This is a genomic window from Streptomyces sp. NBC_00457 (assembly GCF_036014015.1).
Taxonomy (GTDB): domain Bacteria; phylum Actinomycetota; class Actinomycetes; order Streptomycetales; family Streptomycetaceae; genus Streptomyces.
Window position 1 is genome coordinate 3,773,509 of record NZ_CP107905.1, and the last position, 23,278, is coordinate 3,796,786.

The window sequence follows — 23,278 nt, forward strand, 5'->3', positions numbered from 1 at the left end:
CGCCGGGTGTTAGGTACAAGTCTAGTGGGGCGCCGAGCACCAAGGTGTCGGGCCCCGCCCCAGGGCTCGGCCGGGGGTCTGGGGGTTGGCCCCCAGGCAATGCAGCGTAGGCGTGATGAGAGGGGCGGACCGCACCCCGCAGGGCAAGCCCGCGAGGCGCCGCTCCACCCCTCTCACCCAAGAGGCGGTTCCTGCTGCGAGACCAGTTCAGCCCGCCGCAGGCGCTCGCTCAGGAGACGCCCAGCTCCTTCGCGTTCTTGCGCAGGTCCTCGAGACCACCGCACATGAAGAACGCCTGCTCCGGGAAGTGGTCGTACTCACCGTCGCAGATCGAGTTGAACGCGGCGATCGACTCTTCCAGCGGTACGTCCGAACCGTCCACGCCGGTGAACTGCTTGGCGGCGTGGGTGTTCTGGGACAGGAAGCGCTCCACGCGACGGGCACGGTGGACGACGAGCTTGTCCTCCTCGCCCAGCTCGTCGATACCGAGGATCGCAATGATGTCCTGGAGGTCCTTGTACTTCTGCAGGATCGTCTTGACGCGCATGGCGGCGTCGTAGTGGTCCTGCGCGATGTAGCGCGGGTCCAGGATGCGGGACGTGGAGTCCAGCGGGTCCACGGCCGGGTAGATGCCCTTCTCGGAGATCGGACGGGAGAGAACCGTCGTCGCGTCGAGGTGGGCGAACGTGGTGGCCGGGGCCGGGTCGGTCAGGTCGTCCGCGGGGACGTAGATCGCCTGCATCGAGGTGATCGAGTGACCACGCGTCGAGGTGATCCGCTCCTGCAGCTGACCCATCTCGTCCGCCAGGTTCGGCTGGTAACCCACCGCGGACGGCATACGGCCGAGCAGGGTGGACACCTCGGAACCGGCCTGGGTGAAGCGGAAGATGTTGTCGATGAAGAACAACACGTCCTGCTTCTGCACATCGCGGAAGTACTCCGCCATGGTCAGACCGGCCAGGGCCACACGAAGGCGGGTGCCCGGGGGCTCGTCCATCTGACCGAAGACCAGCGCGGTCTTGTCCAGAACGCCGGACTCTTCCATCTCCGCGATGAGGTCGTTGCCCTCACGGGTGCGCTCGCCGACGCCCGCGAAGACGGAGACGCCCTCGTGGAGGTTGGCGACACGCATGATCATTTCCTGGATCAGCACGGTCTTGCCGACACCGGCACCACCGAACAGACCGATCTTGCCGCCCTTGACGTACGGGGTCAGCAGGTCGACGACCTTCAGGCCGGTCTCGAACATCTCGGTCTTGGACTCGAGCTGGTCGAAGGCGGGGGCCTTGCGGTGGATGGACCACCGCTCGCCGTCGTAGGTGTCGTCGCTGTTCAGCACCTCACCGAGGGTGTTGAACACCTTGCCCTTGGTGAAGTCGCCGACCGGGACGGTGATGCCCTTGCCCGTGTCGGTCACCGGCGCCTGACGGACCAGGCCGTCGGTGGGCTGCATGGAGATGGCGCGGACCAGGCCGTCACCCAGGTGCTGGGCGACCTCCAGGGTCAGCGTCTTCTTCTCGCCCGCGAGCGCCGGGTCGGCGACCTCGACGTGGAGGGCGTTGTAGATCTCCGGCATCGCGTCGACGGGGAACTCCACGTCGACGACCGGGCCGATGACCCGGGCGACGCGGCCCGTAGCCGTCGCGGTCTCAACAGTGGTGGTCATTAGTAGTCACTCCCCGCGGTCGCGTCGGCCAGGGCGCTCGCGCCTCCGACGATCTCGCTGATTTCCTGGGTGATTTCGGCCTGGCGGGCCTGGTTGGCAAGCCGGGTGAGGTTCTCGATGAGGTCGCCGGCGTTGTCGGTGGCCGACTTCATCGCGCGCCGCGTGGCGGCGTGCTTCGAAGCGGCCGACTGGAGCAGCGCGTTGTAGATACGGCTTTCCACGTACCGCGGCAGCAGGGCGTCGAGGACGTCCTCCGCCGAGGGCTCGAAGTCGTACAGAGGGAGGATCTCGCCCTTCGGCGCCTCCTGTGCGACCTCTTCGAGGCTGAGCGGCAGCAGGCGCGCGTCCTGCGCCGTCTGCGTCATCATCGACACGAACTCGGTGTAGACGATGTGGAGCTCGTCCACGCCGCCCTCGGCCGTCTCCGTCTCGATGGCCTCGATCAGCGGGGCCGCGACCTTCTTGGCGTCCGCGTACGACGGCTGGTCCGTGAACCCGGTCCACGACTCCGCGATCTTGCGCTCACGGAAGTTGTAGTGGGCGACACCGCGCCGGCCGACGATGTAGACGTCGACCTGCTTGCCCTCGCGCTCCAGGCGCTCGGTCAGCTGCTCCGCCGCCTTGATGGCGTTGGAGTTGAAGGCACCGGCGAGACCACGGTCGCTCGTCAGGAGCAGCACCGCGGACCGGGTGACCGTGTCGGCCTGGGTGGTCAGCGGGTGCTTGGTGTTCGAGCCGGTACCGACCGCCGTGACCGCGCGGGTCAGTTCCCGCGCGTACGGCGTGGACGCCGCCACCTTGCGCTGCGCCTTGACGACGCGCGAGGCGGCGATCATCTCCATCGCCTTGGTGATCTTCTTGGTCGCGGTGACGGATCGGATGCGACGCTTGTAGACCCGGAGCTGGGCTCCCATGAGTCAGGTCCCTTCCTTACGTCACTTGGAGACGCTGACGGCCGATTCCTCGCCCAGCAGCTTGCCGTCCGAGGTCTCGAACTGCTTCTTGAACTCCGCGACCCCGTCGGCCAGGGCCTGCAGCGTGTCGTCGGACATCTTGCCGCCCTCGCGGATGGAGGTGAGCAGGCCCTGCTCCTTGCGGTGCAGGTACTCCAGCAGCTCCTTCTCGAAGCGGCGGATGTCGTTCACCGGCACCTCGTCCATCTTGCCGGTGGTGCCGGCCCAGATGGAGACGACCTGGTCCTCGGTGGCCATCGGCTGGTACTGCGGCTGCTTGAGCAGCTCGACCATGCGCTGACCGCGCTCCAGCTGCGCCTTCGACGCGGCGTCCAGGTCGGAACCGAAGGCGGCGAACGCCTCCAGCTCACGGAACTGGGCGAGGTCCACGCGCAGACGGCCGGAAACCTGCCGGATGGCCTTGTGCTGGGCGGAGCCACCGACTCGGGAGACCGAGATACCGACGTTCAGGGCCGGACGCTGACCGGCGTTGAACAGGTCGGACTCCAGGAAGCACTGGCCGTCGGTGATGGAGATGACGTTGGTCGGGATGAACGCCGAGACGTCGTTGGCCTTGGTCTCGACGATCGGCAGACCGGTCATCGAGCCGGCGCCCATCTCGTCGGACAGCTTCGCGCAGCGCTCCAGCAGACGGGAGTGCAGGTAGAAGACGTCACCCGGGTAGGCCTCACGGCCCGGCGGGCGGCGCAGCAGCAGGGACACGGCGCGGTAGGCGTCGGCCTGCTTGGAGAGGTCGTCGAAGATGATCAGGACGTGCTTGCCCTGGTACATCCAGTGCTGGCCGATGGCCGAACCGGTGTACGGCGCCAGGTACTTGAAGCCGGCCGGGTCGGACGCCGGGGCGGCGACGATGGTCGTGTACTCCAGAGCGCCGGCCTCTTCGAGGGCACCACGCACGGAGGCGATGGTCGAGCCCTTCTGACCGATGGCGACGTAGATGCAGCGGACCTGCTTGTTCGGGTCGCCCGTGCGCCAGTTGTCGCGCTGGTTGATGATCGTGTCGACGGCCAGAGCGGTCTTGCCGGTCTGCCGGTCACCGATGATCAGCTGACGCTGACCACGGCCGATCGGGGTCATCGTGTCGACGGCCTTGTAGCCGGTCTCCATCGGCTCGTGCACCGACTTACGGACCATGACGCCCGGGGCCTGCAGCTCGAGGGCGCGGCGACTGTCGGTCTCGATCTCGCCGAGGCCGTCGATCGGGGTGCCGAGCGGGTCGACCACGCGGCCGAGGTAGCCCTCGCCGACAGCCACGGAGAGCACCTCACCGGTGCGCTGCACCGGCTGGCCCTCCTCGATGCCGCTGAACTCACCGAGGACGATGGCGCCGATCTCGCGCTCTTCCAGGTTGAGCGCGAGGCCGAGGGTGCCGTCCTCGAACTTCAGCAGTTCGTTGGCCATGGCCGAGGGAAGACCCTCGACCTTCGCGATGCCGTCGCCGGCAAGGGTGACCGTACCGACCTCCTCGCGCGAGGCCGCGTCCGGCTTGTACGACTGGACAAACGTCTCCAGCGCGTCCCGGATCTCCTCCGGCCGGATCGTGAGCTCCGCCATCTGGGTTCCCTGCTCTCCTTGTTGGGCCCGAAGTTTCAACTTGGGGGTCTGGGGGCGACCCCCAGGAATCCTCTGCACGGCCCAACCGGGCCGTAGGTACACGTACTGCTTATGAAGTTGCTGCTAGCTCGCCAGGCGGCGGCCGGCGTCCTCGATGCGGTCCGCGATCGAGCCGTTGATGACCTCGTCACCGACCTGCACCCGGATCCCGCCGAGAACGTCGGGGTCCACGTCCAGGTTGAGGTGCATCGGACGGCCGTAGAGCTTTGCCAGGGCGGCACCCAGGCGCCGCTTCTGGCCGTCGCTCAGCGGTACTGCCGAGGTGACCACGGCCACCATCCGGTCGCGGCGCTCGGCGGCGAGCTTGGAGAGGGACTCCAGTCCCGCTTCCAGGCTACGTCCCCGCGGCACGGTCACAAGGCGCGTCACCAGACGCTCGGTGGTCGCGGCGGCCCGGCCACCGAGCAGGCTGCGCAGCAGCTCGCTCTTGGCGGAGGTCGTCGCGGACCGGTTGGTGAGCGCGGCGCGCAGCTCGGTGTTGGAGGAGATGATCCGGCCGAACCGGAACAGCTCGTCCTCGACATCGTCGAGCGTGCCCGCCTTCTGGGCGGCGGTGAAGTCGGCGATGTTGGCCAGCTCCTCCAGTGCGTCCACCAGGTCGCGCGACTGCGACCAGCGGGAGCGCACCATGCCGGACAGCAGGTCGGCGACCTCGCCGCTGACCTGACCGCCGATGAGGCGCTGGGCCAGGTCGGCCTTGGCCTCGCCGGTCTGCGCCGGGTCGGTCAGGACCCGACGCAGCGACACCTCGCGGTGCAGCAGCGCGGTGAGGGCGGCCAGCTCGTCGGCGAGCGAGCCGGCGTTCACGGACGTGTTGTCCGTCAGCGCGTCGAGACGCTCGCGTGCGGCTGCCAGGGCCTCGCGGCTCGCTCCGTTCATCGGGTGGCCTCGGCCTTCTCCTCGAGCTCGTCGAGGAAGCGGTCGATCACACGGCTCTGCCGGGCGTGGTCCTCGAGGGACTCGCCGACGAGCTTGCCGGCCAGGTCGGTGGCGATCTTGCCGACGTCCTGGCGCAGCGCCGACGAGGCGGCCTTGCGGTCGGCCTCGATCTGCGCGTGACCGGCGGCGATGATCTCCTCACGCTGCCGCTGGCCCTCCGCGCGCATCTCGGCGATGAGCGTGGCGCCCTGCTCCTGCGCCTCCTGGCGCAGTCGCGCGGCCTCGTGCCGGGCCTCGGCGAGCTGGGCCTTGTACTGCTCAAGGACGCTCTGGGCCTCGGTCTGCGCGGCCTCGGCCTTTTCGATACCGCCCTCGATGGCCTCGCGACGCTCTTCCAGAACCTTGTTGATGGTCGGGAGGAGCTTCTTGGCGAGGAAGCCGAAGACGATGACGAAAGCGATGAGGCCGATGACAACTTCCGGCCACGGCGGGATGAGGGGGTTCTCCTTCTCACCCTCAGCCGCCAGCAAAACCAGGGCGGAGTTCACATCAGTGCCTTTCGTCGACAGGGTCGGTCGTCAGGGCTCGTCTTAGTAGACGAACGGCATGACGAGACCGATCAGGGCGAGCGCCTCACAGAAGGCGAAGCCGAGGATCTGGTTGGCGCGGATCAGACCGGCCGCCTCGGGCTGGCGGGCGAGGGCCTGGGTGCCGTTACCGAAGATGATGCCAACGCCGACGCCGGGGCCGATGGCCGCAAGACCGTAACCGACGGAACCGAGGTCACCGGTGACAGCAGCAAGGTTGGACATGCCAGTTCTTCCTTCTCTTTACGGACCGGTGGGGGTTGGCCACCGGACGGCTATGGGGGTGTTGCGGGGCGGTGCTCAGTGGTGCTCGGCGAGCGCGCCCTGGATGAAGGTGCAGGTCAGGAGGACGAAGACGTACGCCTGAACCGCCTGGATGAAGAGCTCGAAGGCGGTCATCACGATGACCATCACGAACGAGACACCTGAGTAGGCGATACCGATGCCGTTGAGCATGTACCAGCTGGCGATGGTGAACAGCAGCAGCAGCGTGTGCCCCGCGAACATGTTCGCGAAGAGTCGCACCGCGTGCGTGAACGGACGGACCAGCAGGTTCGAGGCGAGCTCGATGGTCATGGACAGCGGGAGCACCGCGCCCAGCGACTTGTCGTAGCCGGAGAAGTTCTTGAAGGCTCCGACGAAGCCGTGCCGCTTGAAGGTCAGCGAGACCCACAGGATGTAGACGATCAGCGCCAGGACCAGCGGGTAGGCGATGATCGACGTCACCGGGAAGGCGGCGACCGGGACGATGGACCAGAGGTTCATCATCCAGATGAAGAAGAAGAGGGAGACGGCGAGCGGAACGTACTTCTCGCCCTCCTTCTTGCCGATCGTCTCGTAGACGATGCCGCGGCGTACGAAGTCGTAGCCGGCTTCGGCGATCATCTGGAGCTTGCCGGGGACGACCTTCGGCCGGGCGAACGCGGCCCAGAAGAAGCCCACCACGATGATCGAACCCAGCAGGGCGAGCAGCATCGGCTTGTTGAAATAGAAGGCGTTGCCGTCCGCGTCGCCCATGAGCGGCTCGAACAGGAACGAGTGCAGGCCCGGGGCGACAGTGTCGAAGCCACATCCGTCGAAGAGGTGGCAGTTCGTGTCGAAGGCGAGGGCCTGCGTCGGGTCAGCACTCACCGCGGGCTCCTTCATCGTGGCGCATAGGTACGGCAACCTCGTTGTGTCGGCGCGGCACGCGGCCGCGGTTCGGCACGGGACTGGTGTTACGGATGTGGGGGCGGCTGTGGGGCATCTCGCCCTGCGTGTGAGCAGGCGTCAGCTCAGATGCCCGCGCCCGCGATGCCGCAGTTGGCACCGGACGATAGCAGGGTCTGTCATGCGCCTTTATCCCGGCCCTACCCCTCACGACGAGTGCCCCGTCTTCTCGGGCTTGTCGCCGTTCTTGGGGGCGGACGAGTCCGGTTCGACGTAGAGAATCTTGGCTTTCATGTGGGCACGCGCCTGCGCGGCGATCCAGGCGAGGGTGCCGGCGACGAGCGTGAGGGCGAAGGCCCGGGGGTTGAACAGGGTGGTGTTCTTGAACGCGGCGAGGAAGATGAACAGCAGAAGAATCTGTGCCGCGTAGAGCATCAGGCCCATCGCCTGGAAAAGGTGCGGAAGCGATTTGGCAGTGCGCTGCAGAACGTAGAGACCGATCCCCATGAAGAGGATCACCACCAGCGTCGCGACGACGGCCCCGACCGCCCCTTTGCCACCGGCGACCACGCCGCTGACGACGGCGGCGATCGCGCCGACGGCAGCTGTGGGCACAGCGGCCTGGAGCAGGATCCGGACGTCATTGGACGGCATGGCGGCAACTCCGCTTTCGCAGGGGGGCAGGGGTGTCGTCATGGACGAGCGTAGCCCCGGGTGGGGAGTGGTCCTCACGCCAATGGGCCGTCGCACTGCGGCCCTTCGACTGTGTCCCGGGGTTCTCGTGAACCGTATCACAAACTATTTGATGAGGTCTTTACCTAATGGCTGTGCTGGGTGTCACACATGAGAGTGACACTGCGCGTCTGTGCAGATCCAGCACCGCTTTGTCTGGTATTGGGGATCTTCGTTCCCCCACGAGTTGGCAATGCTCTAGTCAGATTCTTACCTTGAGCGTCAGCGCGACGTACCGGCCTTGCGCCGGTCCAGGAAGCGCGGACGGGCGCCGAGAGCGGTCGAGCCATTGACTCCGTTGACCCGGGAGACGCCCGCGGCGACCGGGGTGCGGGGCTCCTCCTCCGGCAGGAGTTCGTCGGCCGGGGCCTCGGCGGCGGTCTGCGGGGTGGTGGCCGCGGGCTCGGCGATGGCCCCGCTCCGCCGATACCGCGGCGGTACGAACGCCTCAGCCCAGCGCGGGGTGCGGGGTGTGAAGCGTGGGAGCAGGAGGAGGGCCAGGCCGATGGCGCTGAGGAAGACCACACCGAGGACGATCCACATGGAGGACGCCGAGTTCACGGAGTAGGCGAGCGCGCCGAAGGCGATCAGCGCCGACCAGAAGTACATGATCAGCACCGCGCGGCTGTGCGAGTGCCCGATCTCCAGGAGCCGGTGGTGCAGATGCCCGCGGTCGGCGGCGAAGGGCGACTGGCCGCGCCAGGTCCGCCGCACGATCGCAAGGATCAGGTCGGCCGCGGGGATCGCGATGATGGTCAGCGGCATCAGCAGCGGGATGTACAGGGGCACCATCTGGTGCACCGCGCTGCGCTCGGAGCCGCCGAAGAGGTTGTCCGGGTCGACCTGTCCCGTGACCGAGATGGCGCCCGCCGCCAGTACCAGCCCGATGAGCATCGAGCCCGAGTCGCCCATGAAGATCCGCGCCGGGTGCATGTTGTGCGGCAGGAACCCCAAGCACATGCCCATCAGAATGGCTGAGAAGAGGGTCGCCGGAGCAGCCGCCTCGATGCCGTACGAGTACCAGATGCGGTAGGCGTACATGAAGAACGCCGCCGCCGCGATGCACACCATGCCGGCTGCGAGGCCATCGAGGCCATCCACGAAGTTGACCGCGTTGATGGTGATGACAACCAGGGCGACTGTCAGCAGAGTGCCCTGCCACTGGGTCAGCGCGACTGTGCCGACCTTGGGAATGGGCAGCCACAGGATCGTCAGACCCTGCATGACCATGGCGCCGGCGGCGATCATCTGACCGCCCAGCTTGATCAGGGCATCGATCTCGAACTTGTCGTCCAGGACGCCGATCAGCCAGATCAGCGCGGCGCCGCTCAGCAGTGCCCTGGGCTCGTTCGACGTGTCGAAGACCTCGCTGAGGTTGGTGAGGTGGTCGGCGACCAACAGGCCCGCGCACAGGCCGAAGAACATGGCGATACCGCCGAGCCGCGGAGTGGGTTCCCGGTGCACGTCACGGGCCCTGATCTTCGGCATCGCTCCGGCCACGATCGCGAATTTCCGTACCGGCCCTGTCAGCAGGTACGTCACCGCGGCCGTGATGCAGAGCGTCAGCAGGTATTCACGCAAGGCTTCCCCACAGATGTCACCGGACTGTCTGCATCACACCTTAGCCCCCGCACCTGTTGGCCCGCCCGGCACGGAGTGAGCACGGCCGGCGGCCGACGTATCGTCCCGTTCCGCCAACTAATGGTGAGAACACGACTGCATCGAAGCGGTCATACGTCAGGCGGTTTCAAAGTCCGATTGTTCGCGCGTCTGTGCTGGTCAGTGGAGCCCGAGGAGGGCCAGGGGACGGGCGGCACGGAGGCAGTTCATCGCGAAGCTGCGCAAGGTGGCCATGCTCTCCGGGCCGTGCTCGGTGCGGGCCTTGGAGGCCGTGTCCCTTCGTATAGACCGGCCTGGTTCTTCTTCACGCGCAGCGCGTGATGCGCGCCTTCTTGTCCTCGACGAGGTAGCGGGCGTGGCCGCGCCGGCCGTGCAGGGCATCTGCGGTCACGGTCACCCCCGTCAGGTCGGAGCCGCGGGCGCTCTTGCTCGGCGCGACGCGCTTCCCGCGCCGGTGCCGCGGATCGAGCAGGGGCGACTTGAGCAGGCAGACGTCGGCGGACTGACGGCACATCGAAGCTCCGGTTCGGCAGGGCGACTTGAGAAGTCACCCGCTCCAACCGGAGCTTCGGTGTATGAGAGACGGGGCAACCGGCCGCCAGGCCACTTGAAAGTGGCTCTGGCTCTGTCGCTTACTCCCTGAACCACCCAGATTTTACGGAGGGCACACCAGCAGCATGGCTCTCAAGGAGCATGTAAATCTGCCATCTGCCGACGTCGTAGTTGCTGATCTTGCCGCAGCCGGCGTCTCCACCATCACTGACGGACCGTACCAGCCTGACATTCAGCGTTACGGGGTCCTTCTCGTACACATAGCCAGTGACACCCGCGCCATCGGCTTTGGTGTCACAGACCTCGAAAACGTCACCATCGTCATGGAAGGCCATGTCGCCTCGCCCGCCGGAAAGGGATATCACCTTGTTTTCCCACTGAACTCCCGCATCCGCAGCCCAGGCCGGCGTAGCTCCAGCGCAGACCAAGGCGAGGGATGCGCCGGCAACTGCAATCCGGGTGAACGATTTAGCCATAGCCGTTCCTCTTTCGTTTCGGCGGCGAATATGTGCTTCAGGGGACGGATCCGAGTCAGCGCCAGCGGAGAGGCTGCTGATCACGCTGCGCCTGTCTTGCTGTCGCAGTCCCACCTCTGCTTGGATCCCGACTCATAAAGGCACGCCGTAACGAGGACCGCGGTCCCCTCCGGGATATTAACCTGCTTTATGTTCCCGGGCTTGTTGTCGCAGAAATCCGACGATCCGTCGGAGTCTACGATTTCCGCACCCCGAGGACCGTTGTCGTTCCACGACACCAGGGCGATGACGCTGTGGCCATCCGTCTCTGTATCGCAGGCCTGAAGTCGTTCCGGGCTCGCCTTGCCAAACAAGATCGCCTTTCCGCCCATAATGCTGCCCCCATCGTCCGTGTAGACAACGGTCGTGTTTCCGGCGGCTTGCGCACTACCGGAGGCGAGTATCATTGCGGTGGGCACGGCAATCGCCAGAGTTACAAGATGGCGCAGGCGCGGCTTGCGAAACATTTTTCTCCCCCATTGGGTCTTACGGAACACCAAACCGTTTTCGTCGCACAGGCATGCAATGCGGTGGTCAATTCCCGGCGGCGATCAGAACCGTATACCGGGAGTTCATTCTCGACCAGTGTTTTAGGCACTTCGCCGGTCAGCCTTGCTTACTGCCTGCGACTCTCTGATGTGTTCGCGGTTATCCAAGATGGGGTTAAGGGGGCAAGGTGGGACGGAGTGATCGATTCCGCTCACGCTCCGTATGGAGTGTGAAGCGCGTCACTATCTTTCGGTGCGGCATCTCGGTCGCATACCACTCGTGAGAGAGGAAGGCGTCGTGGAGTTCGAGGCGTCGTTCCCATCGGATGGCGAGGCGATTGAACTGGTGGAGCAGGGCGAACTCGTGCAGTGATCATCAGTAACCGGCGGATCACAGGAGGCTCGCCTCCAGGCAGCGGAAGCGGGCAGTGGGCGCCAGCGATGCGGCCTGCCGCGCGTACGCAAGCACGCTACCGACGATGCATGACCGTCTTGTTCAACCCGGATACGGCGGAAATCTACCGGCCAGCTCCCGCACTTCTTCACGCGCCCGCTGGCTCTCGACCGTGCCGCGCAGCACGCCTGCGAACAGGGCGGCGATGGAGCCCATCTCCTCCTCCCCCATGCCCTGAGTCGTCACCGCCGCCGTGCCCAGCCGCAGGCCGCGGGCGTCGCCGTGCGGCAGCGCACAGCAGTCCATGACCATCCCGGCGGCGGCGAGCCGGCCCCGCGCGGTCCGTCCGTCGACGCCGAGGGGCGCCGGGTCGGCGGTGATGAGATGCGTGTCCGTCCCGCCCGTGGTGACGACGAACCCCTCGGCGGCCAGTCCCGCCGCGAGGACCCTCGCGTTGGCGACGACCTGATGGGCGTACACGGTGAAGGCGGGAGTGGCGGCCTCGCCGAACGCGACCGCCTTGGCGGCGATGGTGTGCATCTGGGCGCCGCCCTGGGTGAAGGGGAACACGGCCCGGTCGACCCGCTCGGCCAGTTCGTGGCCGCACAGGATCATCCCGCCGCGCGGGCCCCGCAGCACCTTGTGCGTGGTGGCACAGACGACATCGGCGTACGGCACCGGGCTGGGCGCCGCTCCCCCGGCGACCAGCCCGATCGGGTGCGCGGCGTCGGCGATGAGATAGGCGCCCACCTCGTCGGCGACCTCGCGGAACAGGGCGTAGTCGATGTGCCGCGGATAGGCGATGGACCCGCACACGATCGCCTTGGGCCGATGGGTGCGGGCGAGGGTGCGCACCTGGTCGTGGTCGATGAGCCCGGTCTCCGCGTCCACGCCGTAGCCGACGAAGTCGAACCAGCGGCCGGAGAAGTTCGCGGGCGAGCCGTGGGTGAGGTGGCCGCCGTGCGGCAGGCCCAGGGCGAGGACGGTGTCGCCGGGGCGCAGCAGGGCGGCGTACGCGGCGAGGACGGCCGACGATCCGGAGTGGGACTGCACGTTGGCGTGCTCCGCCCCGAACAGCGCCTTGGCCCGGTCGACGGCGACGCGCTCGGCGACGTCGACGATCTCGCAGCCGCCGTGGTGCCGGGCCCCGGGATAGCCCTCCGCGTACTTGTTGGCGAGCGGCGACCCTAGCGCCGCCAGCACCGCCGGTGACGTGAAGTTCTCGGCGGCGATCAGCTGCAGTGTCGTCGACTGCCGTTCCAGCTCCCCCAGCAGGATCCCGGCCAGCTCGGGGTCCTGGCGGCGCAGCACATCGGCCTCGAGGGTATGGGTGACCGTCATGGTGGGCTCCCGGGGCGTCGACACTGACGTAGCACCAATGTAGGCCCAGGACCCCAGAGGCGCTCGGTCGTCACGTCCTGGCGGGTACACCGGTGAGCGCGGTGACGACCGGATCCAGCACCTGGTTCAGCCCCTTCCCCGACGCGCCCCTCGCGTCAGGTCCGTGCCGGGACCCCCGTCAGCGCTGTCACCACCGGATCCAGCGCCTGGTTTATCTCGTCGCCGATGGAGCGGAAGAACGTGAGTGGGGCGCCGTAGGGGTCGTAGACCTCGTCCGCTTCCGCTGTGGGGGCCAGGAGCCACCCGCGTAGAGCTGCTGCGGCGCGGACCAGGGCGCGTGCGCGGGCGACCATGCCGTCCTCCAGCGGAGGGAGCGTCGCGGGGTCGATCGCCTTCACCAGGCGGGTGAACTCCTTGAGGGTGAAGGTGCGCAGGCCGGCGGAGTGCCCCATGGAGATGACCTGCGCCCGGTGGTCGCGGGTGGCGGTCAGCACCAGGTCGGCGCGGATGACGTGGTCGTCCAGCAGTTCCCGCCCGGTGAAGCCGGAGGGGTCCGCGCCGAACTCGGCCAGCACGGCCTCCGCGTTGGCCTCCATGGGCGCGCCCTCATGGCCCCAGGTGCCCGCGCTCTCCACGATCAGCCCGCCCCACAGCGGGTCGCCGAGCCGGTCCGCCAGGGCATGACGGGTCAGCCGCTCGGTGATCGGCGAGCGGCACACGTTGCCGGTGCTGACGTGGAGGATGCGGAAGCTGTCGAGAGGGAGGCCGAAGGTCCCCGTGTCTTCCCCGTTCCATATGCCACGCCCCGCGTCAGGGGCCGTCAATTGGCCACCTCGAGGTCGGGTACGACCTTGCGCAGCTCCTCCGCCGAGAGAGCGCCCGCACGCAGCAGCAGCGGCACCTCGCGGGTGACGTCGACGATGGAGGAGGGCACGTTGCCGGGCGTCGGCCCGCCGTCGAGGTAGACGGACACCGAGTCGCCCAGCATGCCCTGCGCGGCGTCACAGTCCTCCGGCGCCGGATGGCCGGTGAGGTTCGCCGACGACACGGCCATGGGGCCGACCTCGGTGAGCAGTTCGATGGCGACCGGGTGCAGCGGCATGCGCACGGCGACCGTGCCCCGGGTGTCCCCCAAGTCCCACTGCAGGGACGGCTGGTGCTTGGCGACCAGCGTCAGCGCGCCCGGCCAGAAGGCGTCGACCAGTTCCCAGGCCATCTCGGAGAAGTCCGTGACCAGGCCGTGCAGGGTGTTCGGGGAGCCGATGAGGACCGGGGTGGGCATGTTGCGGCCCCGCCCCTTGGCCTCGAGCAGGTCGGTGACGGCTTCCGAGGAGAACGCGTCGGCGCCGATGCCGTACACCGTGTCGGTGGGGAGGACCACGAGCTCGCCACGGCGGACGGCGGACGCCGCCTCACGCAGACCGGTGGTGCGGTCGGTCGCGTCATTGGTGTCGTATCGCCGTGCCATATCTAGCGGGCCTCCTCGTACACGTACGTCACGTACTTCGGGACAACAGTCTGCGGGCCGGTCACGGCAGCGCCTTGCGGGCCGTCGCGAACCGGGGGCGGTTGTTGAGGTCGGGGTGGTCGGCCGCGTCGGCCCAGCCCCGCTCCTCGGTGAAGATCCACGGCACCTGCCCGCCCTGGGTGTCGGCGTGCTCGATGACGACGACCCCGCCGGGGCGCAGGAGCCGGTGTGCGGTCCGCTCCAGGCCGCGGATGAGGTCGAGGCCGTCCTCGCCGGAGAACAGGGCGAGTTCGGGATCGTAGTCCCTCGCCTCGGGATTGACGTACTCCCATTCCGTCAGCGGGATGTACGGCGGGTTGGAGATCACCAGGTCGACCTGGCCGTCGAGGTCCGGGAAGGCGGTGAGGGCGTCGCCCTGGCGCAGGTCGACCCTGGACCCCGCCACGTTCTTGCGGGTCCACTGAAGGGCGTCCTCGGACAGCTCCACGGCGTGCACACGGGAGCGCGGGACCTCCTGGGCGAGGGCGAGCGCGATGGCGCCGGAGCCGGTGCACAGGTCCACGATGAGCGGCTCCACGACGTCCATGGCCCGTACGGCGTCTATGGCCCAGCCGACGACCGACTCGGTCTCGGGGCGCGGGACGAACACCCCGGGCCCGACTTGGAGTTCGAGATACCGGAAGTAGGCGCGGCCGGTGATGTGCTGGAGCGGCTCGCGCTGCTCACGGCGCGCGATGACCTCCCAGTACCGGGCGTCGAAGTCGGCGTCCTTGACGGTGTGCAGCTCGCCCCGCTTCACGCCGTGCACGAACGCGGCGAGCTCCTCCGCGTCGTTGCGCGGCGAGGGCACGCCGGCGTCGGCCAGCCGCTGGGTGGCCTGAGCTACCTCAGCGAGCAGCACGCTGCGGGGACTTGAGGGTCGCCCCCCAAATGATGGCTGCACGCATGTCCTCCGGTACTGGTCCTTCTCGTACGTCCCTTACACGGCTCTACGCGGCTGCGAGCTTGGCGGCCGAGTCCGCGTCAACGCAGGCCTGGATCACCGCGTCGAGTTCGCCGTCCAGGACCTGGTCCAGGTTGTAGGCCTTGAAGCCGACGCGGTGGTCCGAGATGCGATTCTCCGGGAAGTTGTATGTACGGATCTTCTCGGAGCGGTCGACGGTGCGGACCTGGCTGCGGCGGGCGTCGGCGGCATTCTTCTCCGCCTCCTCCTGCGCCGCGGCGAGCAGCCTGGAGCGCAGGATACGCAGTGCCTGCTCCTTGTTCTGCAGCTGGCTCTTCTCGTTCTGGCAGGAGGCGACCACTCCGGTGGGAACGTGCGTGATGCGCACGGCGGAGTCGGTCGTGTTGACGGACTGCCCGCCGGGTCCGGAGGAGCGGTAGACGTCGATCCGCAGGTCGTTCGGGTTGATCTCGACGTCGACCTCCTCGGCCTCGGGCGTCACCAGCACACCGGCCGCGGAGGTGTGGATACGGCCCTGGGACTCGGTGGCCGGCACCCGCTGCACGCGGTGCACGCCGCCCTCGTACTTCAGCCGCGCCCAGACACCCTGCCCCGGCTCGGTGGCGCCCTGGCCGCCCTTGGTCTTCACGGCGACCTGGACGTCCTTGTAGCCGCCCAGCTCGGACTCGGTGGCGTCGATGATCTCGGTCTTCCAGCCGACCCGCTCGGCGTACCGCAGATACATCCGCAGCAGGTCACCGGCGAACAGCGCGGACTCGTCGCCGCCCGCGCCCGCCTTGATCTCGAGGATCACGTCCTTGTCGTCGCTGGGGTCTCGCGGGACGAGGAGCAGCCGCAGCTTCTCCGTCAGCTCCTCACGCGCCTTCTCCAGCTCCTTCACCTCGGCGGCGAACTCTGGGTCATCGGCGCCGAGTTCACGCGCCGTCTCGATGTCGCCGCCCATCTGCTTCCAGGAGCGGAACGTGGCGACGATCGGGGTGAGCTCGGCGTAGCGCTTGTTCAGCTTGCGCGCGTTGGCCTGGTCGGAGTGGACCGACGGGTCGGCGAGCTTCTTCTCCAGGTCGGCGTGCTCGACGACGAGCTCCTCGACGGCCTCGAACATCTCTGGCTCCTGTTGTACGTACGTGGGTGAAGGGCGGACGACCAAAAACGCCGGTCCCGGCGCGCCGAAGAGGGGCGCGGCCGTGGACCGGCGAAATGGGGCTCGCTACTTCTTGGAGCCGGCAGCCTTGCCGAAGCGGGCCTCGAAGCGGGCCACACGGCCACCGGTGTCGAGGATCTTCTGCTTGCCCGTGTAGAACGGGTGGCACTCGGAGCAGACCTCGGCGCGGATCGCTCCGCTGGAGATCGTGCTGCGGGTGGTGAACGACGCGCCACAGGTGCAGCTGACCTGCGTCTCGACGTACTCGGGGTGGATGTCGCGCTTCAAGGGTGTCTCCTAGTTTCGGGAGGGCTCCGGGTCGCAGCCGCGGGGTGCGGAGGCGTGAACCGGGGCCGACGTACCAGTCTGCCAGGACTGGGGCCATCCCCCAAAACGAGGGGTCACCGTGATCTATTCCCGGCAGCGCGCTACGAGGTCACCACTCCGTTTGCCTGGCCTGTCGCCGTGCCTTTTGTTGCCGACTTCGGGATGGCCTTGTCGTCCTTGAGAGCCGTCCAGACCTGCTGGGCCTTGGTGTCGTCGACGAGGACGCGGTTGCCGTCGGCGGGGTCGTACTGGACCGGCATCGTGACCATGTGCATGTTCTTCGCGCTGATGCTCTTGAGGCCGCTCGCGAACGACATGAGGGAGTTGACCGAGCCGAGGTCGGAGTCGGTGGTGACGGCGTTGGTGGCGGTGTCGGCGAGGTCGTACAGCTTCTTCGGGTTGGTGAAGAGGCCGACGTCCTTGATCTGCTCGACGAGGGCCTTGATGAAGGCCTGCTGGAGCTGGATGCGGCCGAGGTCGGAACCGTCGCCGACGCCGTGCCGGGTGCGGACCAGGCCGAGTGCCTGCTCGCCGGTGAGCTGGTGGGTGCCGGCCGCGAGGTCCAGGTGGCTGTCGGGGTCGTCGATGGCCTTGCTGGTGGTGACCTTGACGCCGCCGAGCTCGTCGATGAGCTTCTGGAAGCCGCTGAAGTCGACCTCGAGGTAGTGGTCCATGCGCAGGTCGGTGAGCGACTCGACGGTCTTCACCGCGCAGGCCGCGCCGCCGGTGGTGTACGCCGAGTTGAACATGACGTCGGTCGCGGCGTCGTGGGTGTCGCCGTCGGTGTCGGTGCACTCGGGGCGGTCGATGAGGGTGTCGCGCGGGATGGAGACCACGCTGGCTTTCTTGTGGCCCTTGTAGACGTGCACGATCATCGCGGTGTCGGAGCGGGCGCTGCCGTCGTCGGCGCCGCCGCCGAGCTTCTGGTTGGAGCCGGAGCGGGTGTCGGAGCCCAGGACGAGGATGTTCTCGGAGCCGTTGTCGGCCTTGGTCGGCCGGTCGGTGCCGAGGGCCTGGTCGATGTCGACGCTCTTGAGGTTGCCGTTGAGCTTGAAGTACACGTACCCGACGCCGGTGCCGCCCAGCACCACGATGCCGCCGGCCACCCAGGCCGTGACGAGCAGTCCCTTGCGGCGGTTGCCGCGGGGCTTGCGGCGGCGGCCCTTGGCGCGGTGGCGCGGGCCCGTGGACCCGGACTCACCCGGTATGCCGGGGTCCGGTGTGCTCTCGGCAGACATGTGCTCCTCGGTTCTCGTCGGGTCGGTTACCCCTCGCGTTCAGGGTCAGGCCCGGGCGAAGCGACATGTATCGCTCCATCTTCGCCCCGACCGGTCAGACGGGGAAACCCGGGAAAGGGTTGCACAACGCACTGTGCCCACCGCGTGGGGCGGTGGGCACAGTGTGTGACGCGTGGTGCTGGACGCACCCCGTTCACCTGCTGTTTCAGCCGAAGATGTCGTACTGCTTGAAGTCCGTCCCGACCGAGACCCTTGTGGCAAAGATCTCGCTCGTGGCCTTGCCGGTGCCCTTGTACAGGTAGAGCGTGCCGCCGGGCGTACGGGCCAGGAAGTCGGCCTTGCTGTCGCCGTTGACGTCACCGATGGCGTCGAAGGCGTTGTACGTCGTGTTGCTCCAGGTGCGCACCTTGACCCGGGCCGAGAAGGGGCTCGAGGCCTTGCCGGTCCCCTTGTACAGGTAGACGGCACCGGTGCTCCGGTTGCGCACGATCACGTCGGCCTTGCCGTCGGCGTTGAAGTCGCCCTTGCCGCGCAGGGTGTTGTACTGGTTCCAGCCCGTGCCTGAGCCGACCTGTGTACGGGCCGAGAAGGAGCCGTTGCCCTTGCCCGGGTAGAGCCACAGCTTGCCGCCGGAGTCCACGGACAGCAGGTCCGGCAGATAGTCGCCGGTCAGGTCACCGGGGGTGGCGATCCGGGTGCGGGTCTTCCAGTTGTCGAAGATCTGCTTCTCGGTCCAGGTCTCCGTGGAGCGCACGTAGTGCATCCAGTAGACGTCGCCGGTGGAGGCGACCCGGTACACGAAGTCCTGGACGCCGTCCCGGTCGAGGTCGGTCTGCAGGACGGTGTTGACGCCGCTCCAGTTGCCGAGGCTCTGCCGGGCGCCGAACGAGGTGCCCTTGGAGTCCTTCTGGTAGCCCGTCTTCGTGGACGCGTTGCGCACGAAGAGGTCGGCCCTGCCGTCGGTGTAGCTCATGTTGGCGTCGTCGACCTGCGGGTAGGCCGCACCGACGTACGACTTCACCTTCGCGAAGACGCTGTACGCGCCCTTCTCGACGCAGTCCACGACACCCCAGGACACGACGCCCACGATGCGGTTGCCCACGACGAGCGGGCCACCGGAGTCGCCGTTGCAGGCGGACGTCGTACCGCTGTCGCTGCCGCTGGCGGGCTTGCCCGCGCAGACCATGTGGCCCTTGACGAAGTCGGCGCCGTAGTAGTTCGCGCAGGTCGTGTCCGACTGGATCGGCAGCGCGGCCGTCTTCAACGTGTCGGAGATGTCCTGGGTGGTGGAGCTCGTACGGCCCCAGCCGTAGACCTTGGCATTGGTCCCGGCGGCGTACGAGGCGGTGTCGGCGGACGTCGTCATGCGGATCGGCGTCGCCTTGACCGGCGTCGCCAGGGTGAGGACCGCGATGTCGTTGTCGATGGTCCGCGCGCTGTACGACGCGTGGCTCCACTGGCGCAGAGGCTGCGAGACCGTGCCGTTGGTGTTGCCCGAGTCGTCGGGCATCGTCGAGGTCCCGGTCACCACCGCACCGTGGGCGGCCCAGTTGTAGCCCTTGACGCAGTGCGCGGCGGTCAGGATCTTCGTCGGCGAGACGACGGCGCCGCCGCAGAAGAAGCCGAGGTCGTTGGCCTCGTCGGAGTACCAGAGCTGGGCCATCCACGGCGCCGAGGTGATCGTCGTGGTGGACCCGCCGATGATCTTGGCGTCGATGGGGCCGCTGCTGGTCCCGGCGTTCAGCGACGACTTGGCGGCCGTCTCCCCCGCGGTGTCGTCACCGGCGATCGCGCCGGCGACCCGCTTCTGCAGCTCGGCGAGCGAGGCTGTGGCGATGGCGGGCTTGACCGTCGGCTTCGGAAGCGCCGTGGCGGCGTCGGCGGAACTCGTCAGCAACGCGGCGGCGACGGCCGCGGCCACACCGGCCGCCGTGAACGGAAGAGCGATCCGCAGCCTCCGTCTGTGCCGACCGCCCCCAGACATGGATGTACCCACTCAGGTCCCCCCTCGGGATCAGAAGTCCGGACCACAGATTCGAAAAACAGTCCGAGCCGCGTGATCGTACACCGTCCTGTACAACGCAGAGGGCCACCCCCGTGGCGGGGGTGGCCCTCTGTCAGTAGCGGACGTCAGTCGCCGTTACCGGGCGTCGGCGTCGTCTTCTGAATCTGCATCAGGAACTCGGCATTCGACTTCGTCTGCTTCATCTTGTCGAGCAGCAGCTCCACCGCCTGCTGCTGGTCGAGCGCGTGCAGCACCCTCCGCAGCTTCCATACGATGGCCAGCTCGTCGTTGGCGAGCAGGATCTCTTCCTTACGGGTACCGGACGCGTCCACGTCCACCGCCGGGAAGATCCTCTTGTCCGCGAGCTTCCGGTCGAGCTTCAGCTCGGCGTTGCCCGTGCCCTTGAACTCCTCGAAGATCACCTCGTCCATGCGGGACCCGGTGTCGACGAGAGCCGTCGCGAGGATGGTGAGCGAGCCACCGTCCTCGATGTTCCGGGCCGCACCGAAGAAGCGCTTCGGCGGGTACAGCGCCGTCGAGTCGACACCACCGGAGAGGATGCGACCGGAGGCCGGCGCGGCCAGGTTGTACGCACGGCCCAGACGCGTGATGGAGTCGAGCAGCACGACCACGTCATGGCCGAGCTCGACGAGCCGCTTGGCCCGCTCGATCGCCAGCTCCGCGACCGTCGTGTGGTCCTCGGCCGGGCGGTCGAAGGTCGAGGAGATGACCTCGCCCTTGACCGACCGCTGCATGTCGGTGACCTCTTCCGGACGCTCGTCGACCAGGACGACCATCAGGTGGCACTCGGGGTTGTTGTGCGTGATCGCGTTGGCGATCGCCTGCATGATCATGGTCTTGCCGGTCTTCGGCGGGGCCACGATCAGACCGCGCTGGCCCTTACCGATCGGCGCGACGAGGTCGATGATGCGGGTGGTGAGGATGCCCGGGTCCGTCTCCAGACGGAGGCGGTCCTGCGGGTACAGCGGCGTCAGCTTGTTGAACTCCGGGCGGCCGCGCCCGGATTCGGGCGCCATGCCGTTCACGGAGTCGAGCCGGACCAGCGCGTTGAACTTCTCGCGGCGCTCGCCGTCCTTCGGCTGACGGACCGCGCCGGTGACGTGGTCGCCCTTGCGCAGGCCGTTCTTGCGGACCTGGGCGAGGGAGACGTACACGTCGTTCGGACCCGGCAGGTAGCCCGACGTACGGATGAAGGCGTAGTTGTCGAGGATGTCCAGGATGCCGGCGACCGGGATCAGGACGTCGTCCTCGGTGATCTGCGGCTCCTGGCCGCCCATCTCGTCGCGGCCACGCCGGCCACGGCGGTCGCGGTAGCGCCCGCGCCGGCCACGGCGTCCGCCCTCGAAGTCGTCGTCGTCCTGCGGGCCGTTGTCCCGCTGCTGGCGGTCCTGACGGTCCTGACGGCCGCCGCCCTGCTGCTGGCCCTGCTGCCGCTGGCCGCCCTGGCCCTGCTGGTCGTCGCCCTTGCCGCGGCGGTCCCGGTCGCGGTCACGGCCGCGGTCCCGGCGGTCGCGACGGCGGCCCTCGCCGCCGTCGGCGTCGGACTTGGCGTCGCCCTGCGCCTGCGGGGCGGGCGTCTCGGCCTTCGGCTCGCTCTTCGCCTCGGCGGCGACCGTCTCGGGGCTGCCCGCCTCGGCGGTGGCACGGCGACGGCGGCGCTCGGGGGCCTCCTCCGCCCCGCGCTCGGCTTCGGCGCGGGGGGTGCCCCCGGCCGGCTGGCCGGGAATCTCGATCTGCTGCTGGGCCACGGCCTTCGCGGCGGCGGCCTCGGCCTTCTTGTCGGCCTTCTCGGCGGGAGCGGAGTCCTCGCCGGTACGCGCCTTCGAGGTGGCGCGGCGCTTGGGCTTGGTCTCGGTGGCTGCCTCGGCGGACTTGGCCGGGGCACCCCCACCCGCCTGCGCCTCCTTGATGACCTCGATCAGCTGGCTCTTGCGCATGCGCCCTGTGCCCCTGATACCGAGGCCGGATGCGACCTGCTGCAGCTCGGCCAGCACCATGCCCTCGAGGCCGGTACCGCGGCGCCGCCGGGAGCCGGCACCGCTGGCAGGCGCGGAGGCGTCCGTGGCGGGCGCGGCAGCGGTCTCCTCGACACGTGCGCCCATCAGATCGGTGGTGTCGCTCACGAAGGGTCCTTCCCTGGAGCGGACGTCGGCCTGTCTGGCTCGGCGACCGGTTGTGCTGTCCGGCTTCGGTCCTTGCTGTGTGGACCGTGCCGGGGCGGTGGTCCGCCTAAGAGGCGGAGGAAATGGGTGATGGCGCTTCCCGCAGCTGTGGCACTGAGTGTCGGTGTCACAAGGCTTGGTCGCACCTGTTCCGGAGCGTGCCCGGCCAGTCGCTCAGTGCCCGCGTACGAGGTACGGCCCGCGTACGTCGTACGGAACACAGTGCGGCTTGGGAGGCTCCCGGAAGGATGTCTGTCCCGGACGGGGACACGAAGCACCTCGCCATGGTGGGGTCGGGTGCAGACTTGAGGTTAACACTACCGGATCCAACAAACATTCCCCCTCTCGAAATCCGGCAACCGTGTGTCAGGTCGCAAGCGGCAGCACGCTCGCTCCCTGGGCGTCGAGCTCGAGCCGGTTCGCGGCCCAGCCCTCGCCTGCCAGATCGGCCACCTTGTCGGCGCTGTCGTCATCGGCCAGCGCCAGCACGGTGGGGCCCGCTCCGGAGATCACCGCGGGGATCCCATCGGCCCGCAGCCGCTCCACCAGCGCCGCGCTCTCCGGCATGGCCGGTGCGCGGTACTCCTGGTGGAGCCGGTCCTCGGTGGCGGGCAGCAGCAGCTCGGGGCGCCTGGTCAGGGCCTCGACGAGCAGGGCCGCTCGGCCCGCGTTGGTGGCGGCATCGACGTGCGGCACGGTGCGCGGGAGCAGACCACGCGCGGTCTCGGTGAGGACCGGCTTACCGGGCACGAAAACCACCGGAACGATGGAATCGGCGGGCTCCATCCTGATCGCGCGCGCGGATCCCGCCTCCATCCAGGAAAGCGTGAATCCGCCGAGCAGACAGGCGGCCACATTGTCGGGGTGGCCCTCGATCTCGGTGGCGAGTTCCAGGAGGGCCGGGTCGTCGAGCTTGGAGTCCCCCCCTATGGTCACGGCGCGTGCGGCGACGATGCCGGCGCAGATGGCGGCCGACGAGGAGCCCAGGCCACGGCCGTGCGGAATGCGGTTGGCGCAGACGATCTCCAGACCGCGCGGCTGCCCGCCGAGCAGATCGAAGGCCGTGCGCAGGGACCGTACGAGAAGGTGGTTCTCGTCACGCGGGAGCGTCTCGCCGCCCTCGCCCGCGATGTCGATGTGCAGCCCGGAGTCGGCCACCCGGACGACGACGTCGTCATAGAGCCCCAGCGACAGACCGAGGGCGTCGAAGCCCGGGCCGAGGTTGGCGCTGGTGGCGGGGACGCGCACCCTGACAGCGGCGGCGCGGAAGGCTGGACCGGCCATCGCTCGATGACTCTCCTTGAGCTGCGTGATTGTCGAAGACATTCGATGACGTACGAGGAACCCCGCGGGCTGCTCCCGGCCTCACGGACGGACGCTTCCGACGCCGCTGTCGGACCGCGGAGACGGCGCGGCACCGTGCCGGTGGGCGGCATATGCG

At 68.2% G+C, this 23,278-nt stretch carries 22 protein-coding genes; all 22 read right to left on the reverse strand.

Features of this window, described 5'->3' with window-relative positions; translation table 11 throughout:
- Window positions 1-229: 229 nt before the first annotated feature.
- On the reverse strand, window positions 230-1,666 hold the full coding sequence (gene atpD, locus OG828_RS16900; protein ID WP_210572607.1) for a F0F1 ATP synthase subunit beta: 1,437 nt from the start codon (window positions 1,664-1,666) through the stop codon (window positions 230-232).
- A complete protein-coding gene (locus tag OG828_RS16905) occupies window positions 1,666-2,580 on the reverse strand; it encodes a F0F1 ATP synthase subunit gamma (protein ID WP_328356869.1) in 915 nt (304 codons plus the stop codon). The genes atpD and OG828_RS16905 overlap by 1 nt, the downstream gene beginning before the upstream one ends.
- A 21-nt stretch (window positions 2,581-2,601) precedes the next feature.
- Window positions 2,602-4,194 carry a F0F1 ATP synthase subunit alpha gene (gene atpA / locus OG828_RS16910; protein WP_328356872.1) on the reverse strand — a complete coding sequence of 531 codons (1,593 nt, stop codon included), beginning with the start codon at window positions 4,192-4,194 and terminating at the stop codon, window positions 2,602-2,604.
- Between the two features lie 123 nt (window positions 4,195-4,317).
- Window positions 4,318-5,133, reverse strand: a complete 816-nt coding sequence (locus OG828_RS16915) for a F0F1 ATP synthase subunit delta (RefSeq protein WP_328356875.1) — start codon at window positions 5,131-5,133, stop codon at window positions 4,318-4,320.
- Window positions 5,130-5,681: a F0F1 ATP synthase subunit B gene (locus OG828_RS16920; RefSeq protein ID WP_328356878.1), complete on the reverse strand. Its 552-nt coding sequence runs from the start codon at window positions 5,679-5,681 to the stop codon at window positions 5,130-5,132. Before OG828_RS16920 ends, OG828_RS16915 begins: the two co-directional genes overlap by 4 nt.
- 42 nt (window positions 5,682-5,723) lie before the next feature.
- On the reverse strand, window positions 5,724-5,945 hold the full coding sequence (gene atpE / locus OG828_RS16925) for an ATP synthase F0 subunit C (RefSeq protein WP_004925497.1): 222 nt from the start codon (window positions 5,943-5,945) through the stop codon (window positions 5,724-5,726).
- Window positions 5,946-6,020: 75 nt separating this feature from the next.
- Complete coding sequence (atpB, locus tag OG828_RS16930) at window positions 6,021-6,866, reverse strand: F0F1 ATP synthase subunit A (RefSeq protein ID WP_301984304.1); 846 nt, start codon at window positions 6,864-6,866, stop codon at window positions 6,021-6,023.
- Between the two features lie 210 nt (window positions 6,867-7,076).
- Entirely contained in the window at window positions 7,077-7,523 is a 447-nt protein-coding gene (locus OG828_RS16935) for a hypothetical protein (protein ID WP_328371913.1), read from the reverse strand.
- Window positions 7,524-7,823: 300 nt separating this feature from the next.
- On the reverse strand, window positions 7,824-9,182 hold the full coding sequence (locus OG828_RS16940) for an MraY family glycosyltransferase (RefSeq protein WP_328438520.1): 1,359 nt from the start codon (window positions 9,180-9,182) through the stop codon (window positions 7,824-7,826).
- A gap of 343 nt (window positions 9,183-9,525) precedes the next feature.
- Window positions 9,526-9,735, reverse strand: coding sequence for a hypothetical protein (locus OG828_RS16945; RefSeq protein WP_328438521.1), 210 nt, complete (start codon window positions 9,733-9,735; stop codon window positions 9,526-9,528).
- A gap of 118 nt (window positions 9,736-9,853) precedes the next feature.
- Entirely contained in the window at window positions 9,854-10,249 is a 396-nt protein-coding gene (locus OG828_RS16950) for a hypothetical protein (protein WP_328438522.1), read from the reverse strand.
- Between the two features lie 80 nt (window positions 10,250-10,329).
- Window positions 10,330-10,785, reverse strand: a complete 456-nt coding sequence (locus tag OG828_RS16955) for a hypothetical protein (RefSeq protein ID WP_328356893.1) — start codon at window positions 10,783-10,785, stop codon at window positions 10,330-10,332.
- A 487-nt stretch (window positions 10,786-11,272) separates the two neighbouring features.
- Window positions 11,273-12,511 carry a serine hydroxymethyltransferase gene (gene glyA, locus OG828_RS16960; RefSeq protein ID WP_328438524.1) on the reverse strand — a complete coding sequence of 413 codons (1,239 nt, stop codon included), beginning with the start codon at window positions 12,509-12,511 and terminating at the stop codon, window positions 11,273-11,275.
- 155 nt (window positions 12,512-12,666) lie between these two features.
- On the reverse strand, window positions 12,667-13,335 hold the full coding sequence (locus OG828_RS16965) for an arsenate reductase/protein-tyrosine-phosphatase family protein (protein ID WP_328356899.1): 669 nt from the start codon (window positions 13,333-13,335) through the stop codon (window positions 12,667-12,669).
- Complete coding sequence (locus tag OG828_RS16970; protein WP_301984300.1) at window positions 13,332-13,979, reverse strand: L-threonylcarbamoyladenylate synthase; 648 nt, start codon at window positions 13,977-13,979, stop codon at window positions 13,332-13,334. Before OG828_RS16970 ends, OG828_RS16965 begins: the two co-directional genes overlap by 4 nt.
- 61 nt (window positions 13,980-14,040) lie before the next feature.
- Window positions 14,041-14,880, reverse strand: a complete 840-nt coding sequence (gene prmC / locus OG828_RS16975; protein ID WP_210572573.1) for a peptide chain release factor N(5)-glutamine methyltransferase — start codon at window positions 14,878-14,880, stop codon at window positions 14,041-14,043.
- Window positions 14,881-14,968: 88 nt separating this feature from the next.
- The gene (gene prfA, locus OG828_RS16980) at window positions 14,969-16,045 is read right to left on the reverse strand and encodes a peptide chain release factor 1 (protein WP_328356904.1); all 1,077 of its coding nucleotides are present in this window, start codon (window positions 16,043-16,045) and stop codon (window positions 14,969-14,971) included.
- 105 nt (window positions 16,046-16,150) lie between these two features.
- A complete protein-coding gene (gene rpmE / locus OG828_RS16985; RefSeq protein WP_145867232.1) occupies window positions 16,151-16,372 on the reverse strand; it encodes a 50S ribosomal protein L31 in 222 nt (73 codons plus the stop codon).
- A gap of 140 nt (window positions 16,373-16,512) precedes the next feature.
- Window positions 16,513-17,649 carry an LCP family protein gene (locus OG828_RS16990; RefSeq protein ID WP_328501613.1) on the reverse strand — a complete coding sequence of 379 codons (1,137 nt, stop codon included), beginning with the start codon at window positions 17,647-17,649 and terminating at the stop codon, window positions 16,513-16,515.
- Between the two features lie 205 nt (window positions 17,650-17,854).
- Window positions 17,855-19,633: a trypsin-like serine protease gene (locus OG828_RS16995; RefSeq protein WP_328501614.1), complete on the reverse strand. Its 1,779-nt coding sequence runs from the start codon at window positions 19,631-19,633 to the stop codon at window positions 17,855-17,857.
- A gap of 146 nt (window positions 19,634-19,779) precedes the next feature.
- Entirely contained in the window at window positions 19,780-21,798 is a 2,019-nt protein-coding gene (rho, locus tag OG828_RS17000) for a transcription termination factor Rho (RefSeq protein WP_328356919.1), read from the reverse strand.
- Between the two features lie 405 nt (window positions 21,799-22,203).
- Entirely contained in the window at window positions 22,204-23,121 is a 918-nt protein-coding gene (gene thrB / locus OG828_RS17005) for a homoserine kinase (protein WP_210572561.1), read from the reverse strand.
- Window positions 23,122-23,278: the final 157 nt, after the last annotated feature.

What these genes read in the sequence shown, in the direction of transcription:
- OG828_RS16935 (WP_328371913.1), bottom strand. Translation starts at nt 7,523, where the DNA reads ATGCCGTCCAATGACGTCCGGATCCTGCTCCAGGCCGCTGTGCCCACA.
- atpD (WP_210572607.1), bottom strand. Translation starts at nt 1,666, where the DNA reads ATGACCACCACTGTTGAGACCGCGACGGCTACGGGCCGCGTCGCCCGG.
- atpA (WP_328356872.1), bottom strand. Translation starts at nt 4,194, where the DNA reads ATGGCGGAGCTCACGATCCGGCCGGAGGAGATCCGGGACGCGCTGGAG.
- prfA (WP_328356904.1), bottom strand. Translation starts at nt 16,045, where the DNA reads ATGTTCGAGGCCGTCGAGGAGCTCGTCGTCGAGCACGCCGACCTGGAG.
- thrB (WP_210572561.1), bottom strand. Translation starts at nt 23,121, where the DNA reads ATGGCCGGTCCAGCCTTCCGCGCCGCCGCTGTCAGGGTGCGCGTCCCC.
- OG828_RS16915 (WP_328356875.1), bottom strand. Translation starts at nt 5,133, where the DNA reads ATGAACGGAGCGAGCCGCGAGGCCCTGGCAGCCGCACGCGAGCGTCTC.
- atpB (WP_301984304.1), bottom strand. Translation starts at nt 6,866, where the DNA reads ATGAAGGAGCCCGCGGTGAGTGCTGACCCGACGCAGGCCCTCGCCTTC.
- atpE (WP_004925497.1), bottom strand. Translation starts at nt 5,945, where the DNA reads ATGTCCAACCTTGCTGCTGTCACCGGTGACCTCGGTTCCGTCGGTTAC.
- OG828_RS16995 (WP_328501614.1), bottom strand. Translation starts at nt 19,633, where the DNA reads ATGTCTGGGGGCGGTCGGCACAGACGGAGGCTGCGGATCGCTCTTCCG.
- glyA (WP_328438524.1), bottom strand. Translation starts at nt 12,511, where the DNA reads ATGACGGTCACCCATACCCTCGAGGCCGATGTGCTGCGCCGCCAGGAC.
- OG828_RS16905 (WP_328356869.1), bottom strand. Translation starts at nt 2,580, where the DNA reads ATGGGAGCCCAGCTCCGGGTCTACAAGCGTCGCATCCGATCCGTCACC.
- OG828_RS16945 (WP_328438521.1), bottom strand. Translation starts at nt 9,735, where the DNA reads ATGTGCCGTCAGTCCGCCGACGTCTGCCTGCTCAAGTCGCCCCTGCTC.
- OG828_RS16990 (WP_328501613.1), bottom strand. Translation starts at nt 17,649, where the DNA reads ATGTCTGCCGAGAGCACACCGGACCCCGGCATACCGGGTGAGTCCGGG.
- OG828_RS16950 (WP_328438522.1), bottom strand. Translation starts at nt 10,249, where the DNA reads ATGGCTAAATCGTTCACCCGGATTGCAGTTGCCGGCGCATCCCTCGCC.
- OG828_RS16970 (WP_301984300.1), bottom strand. Translation starts at nt 13,979, where the DNA reads ATGGCACGGCGATACGACACCAATGACGCGACCGACCGCACCACCGGT.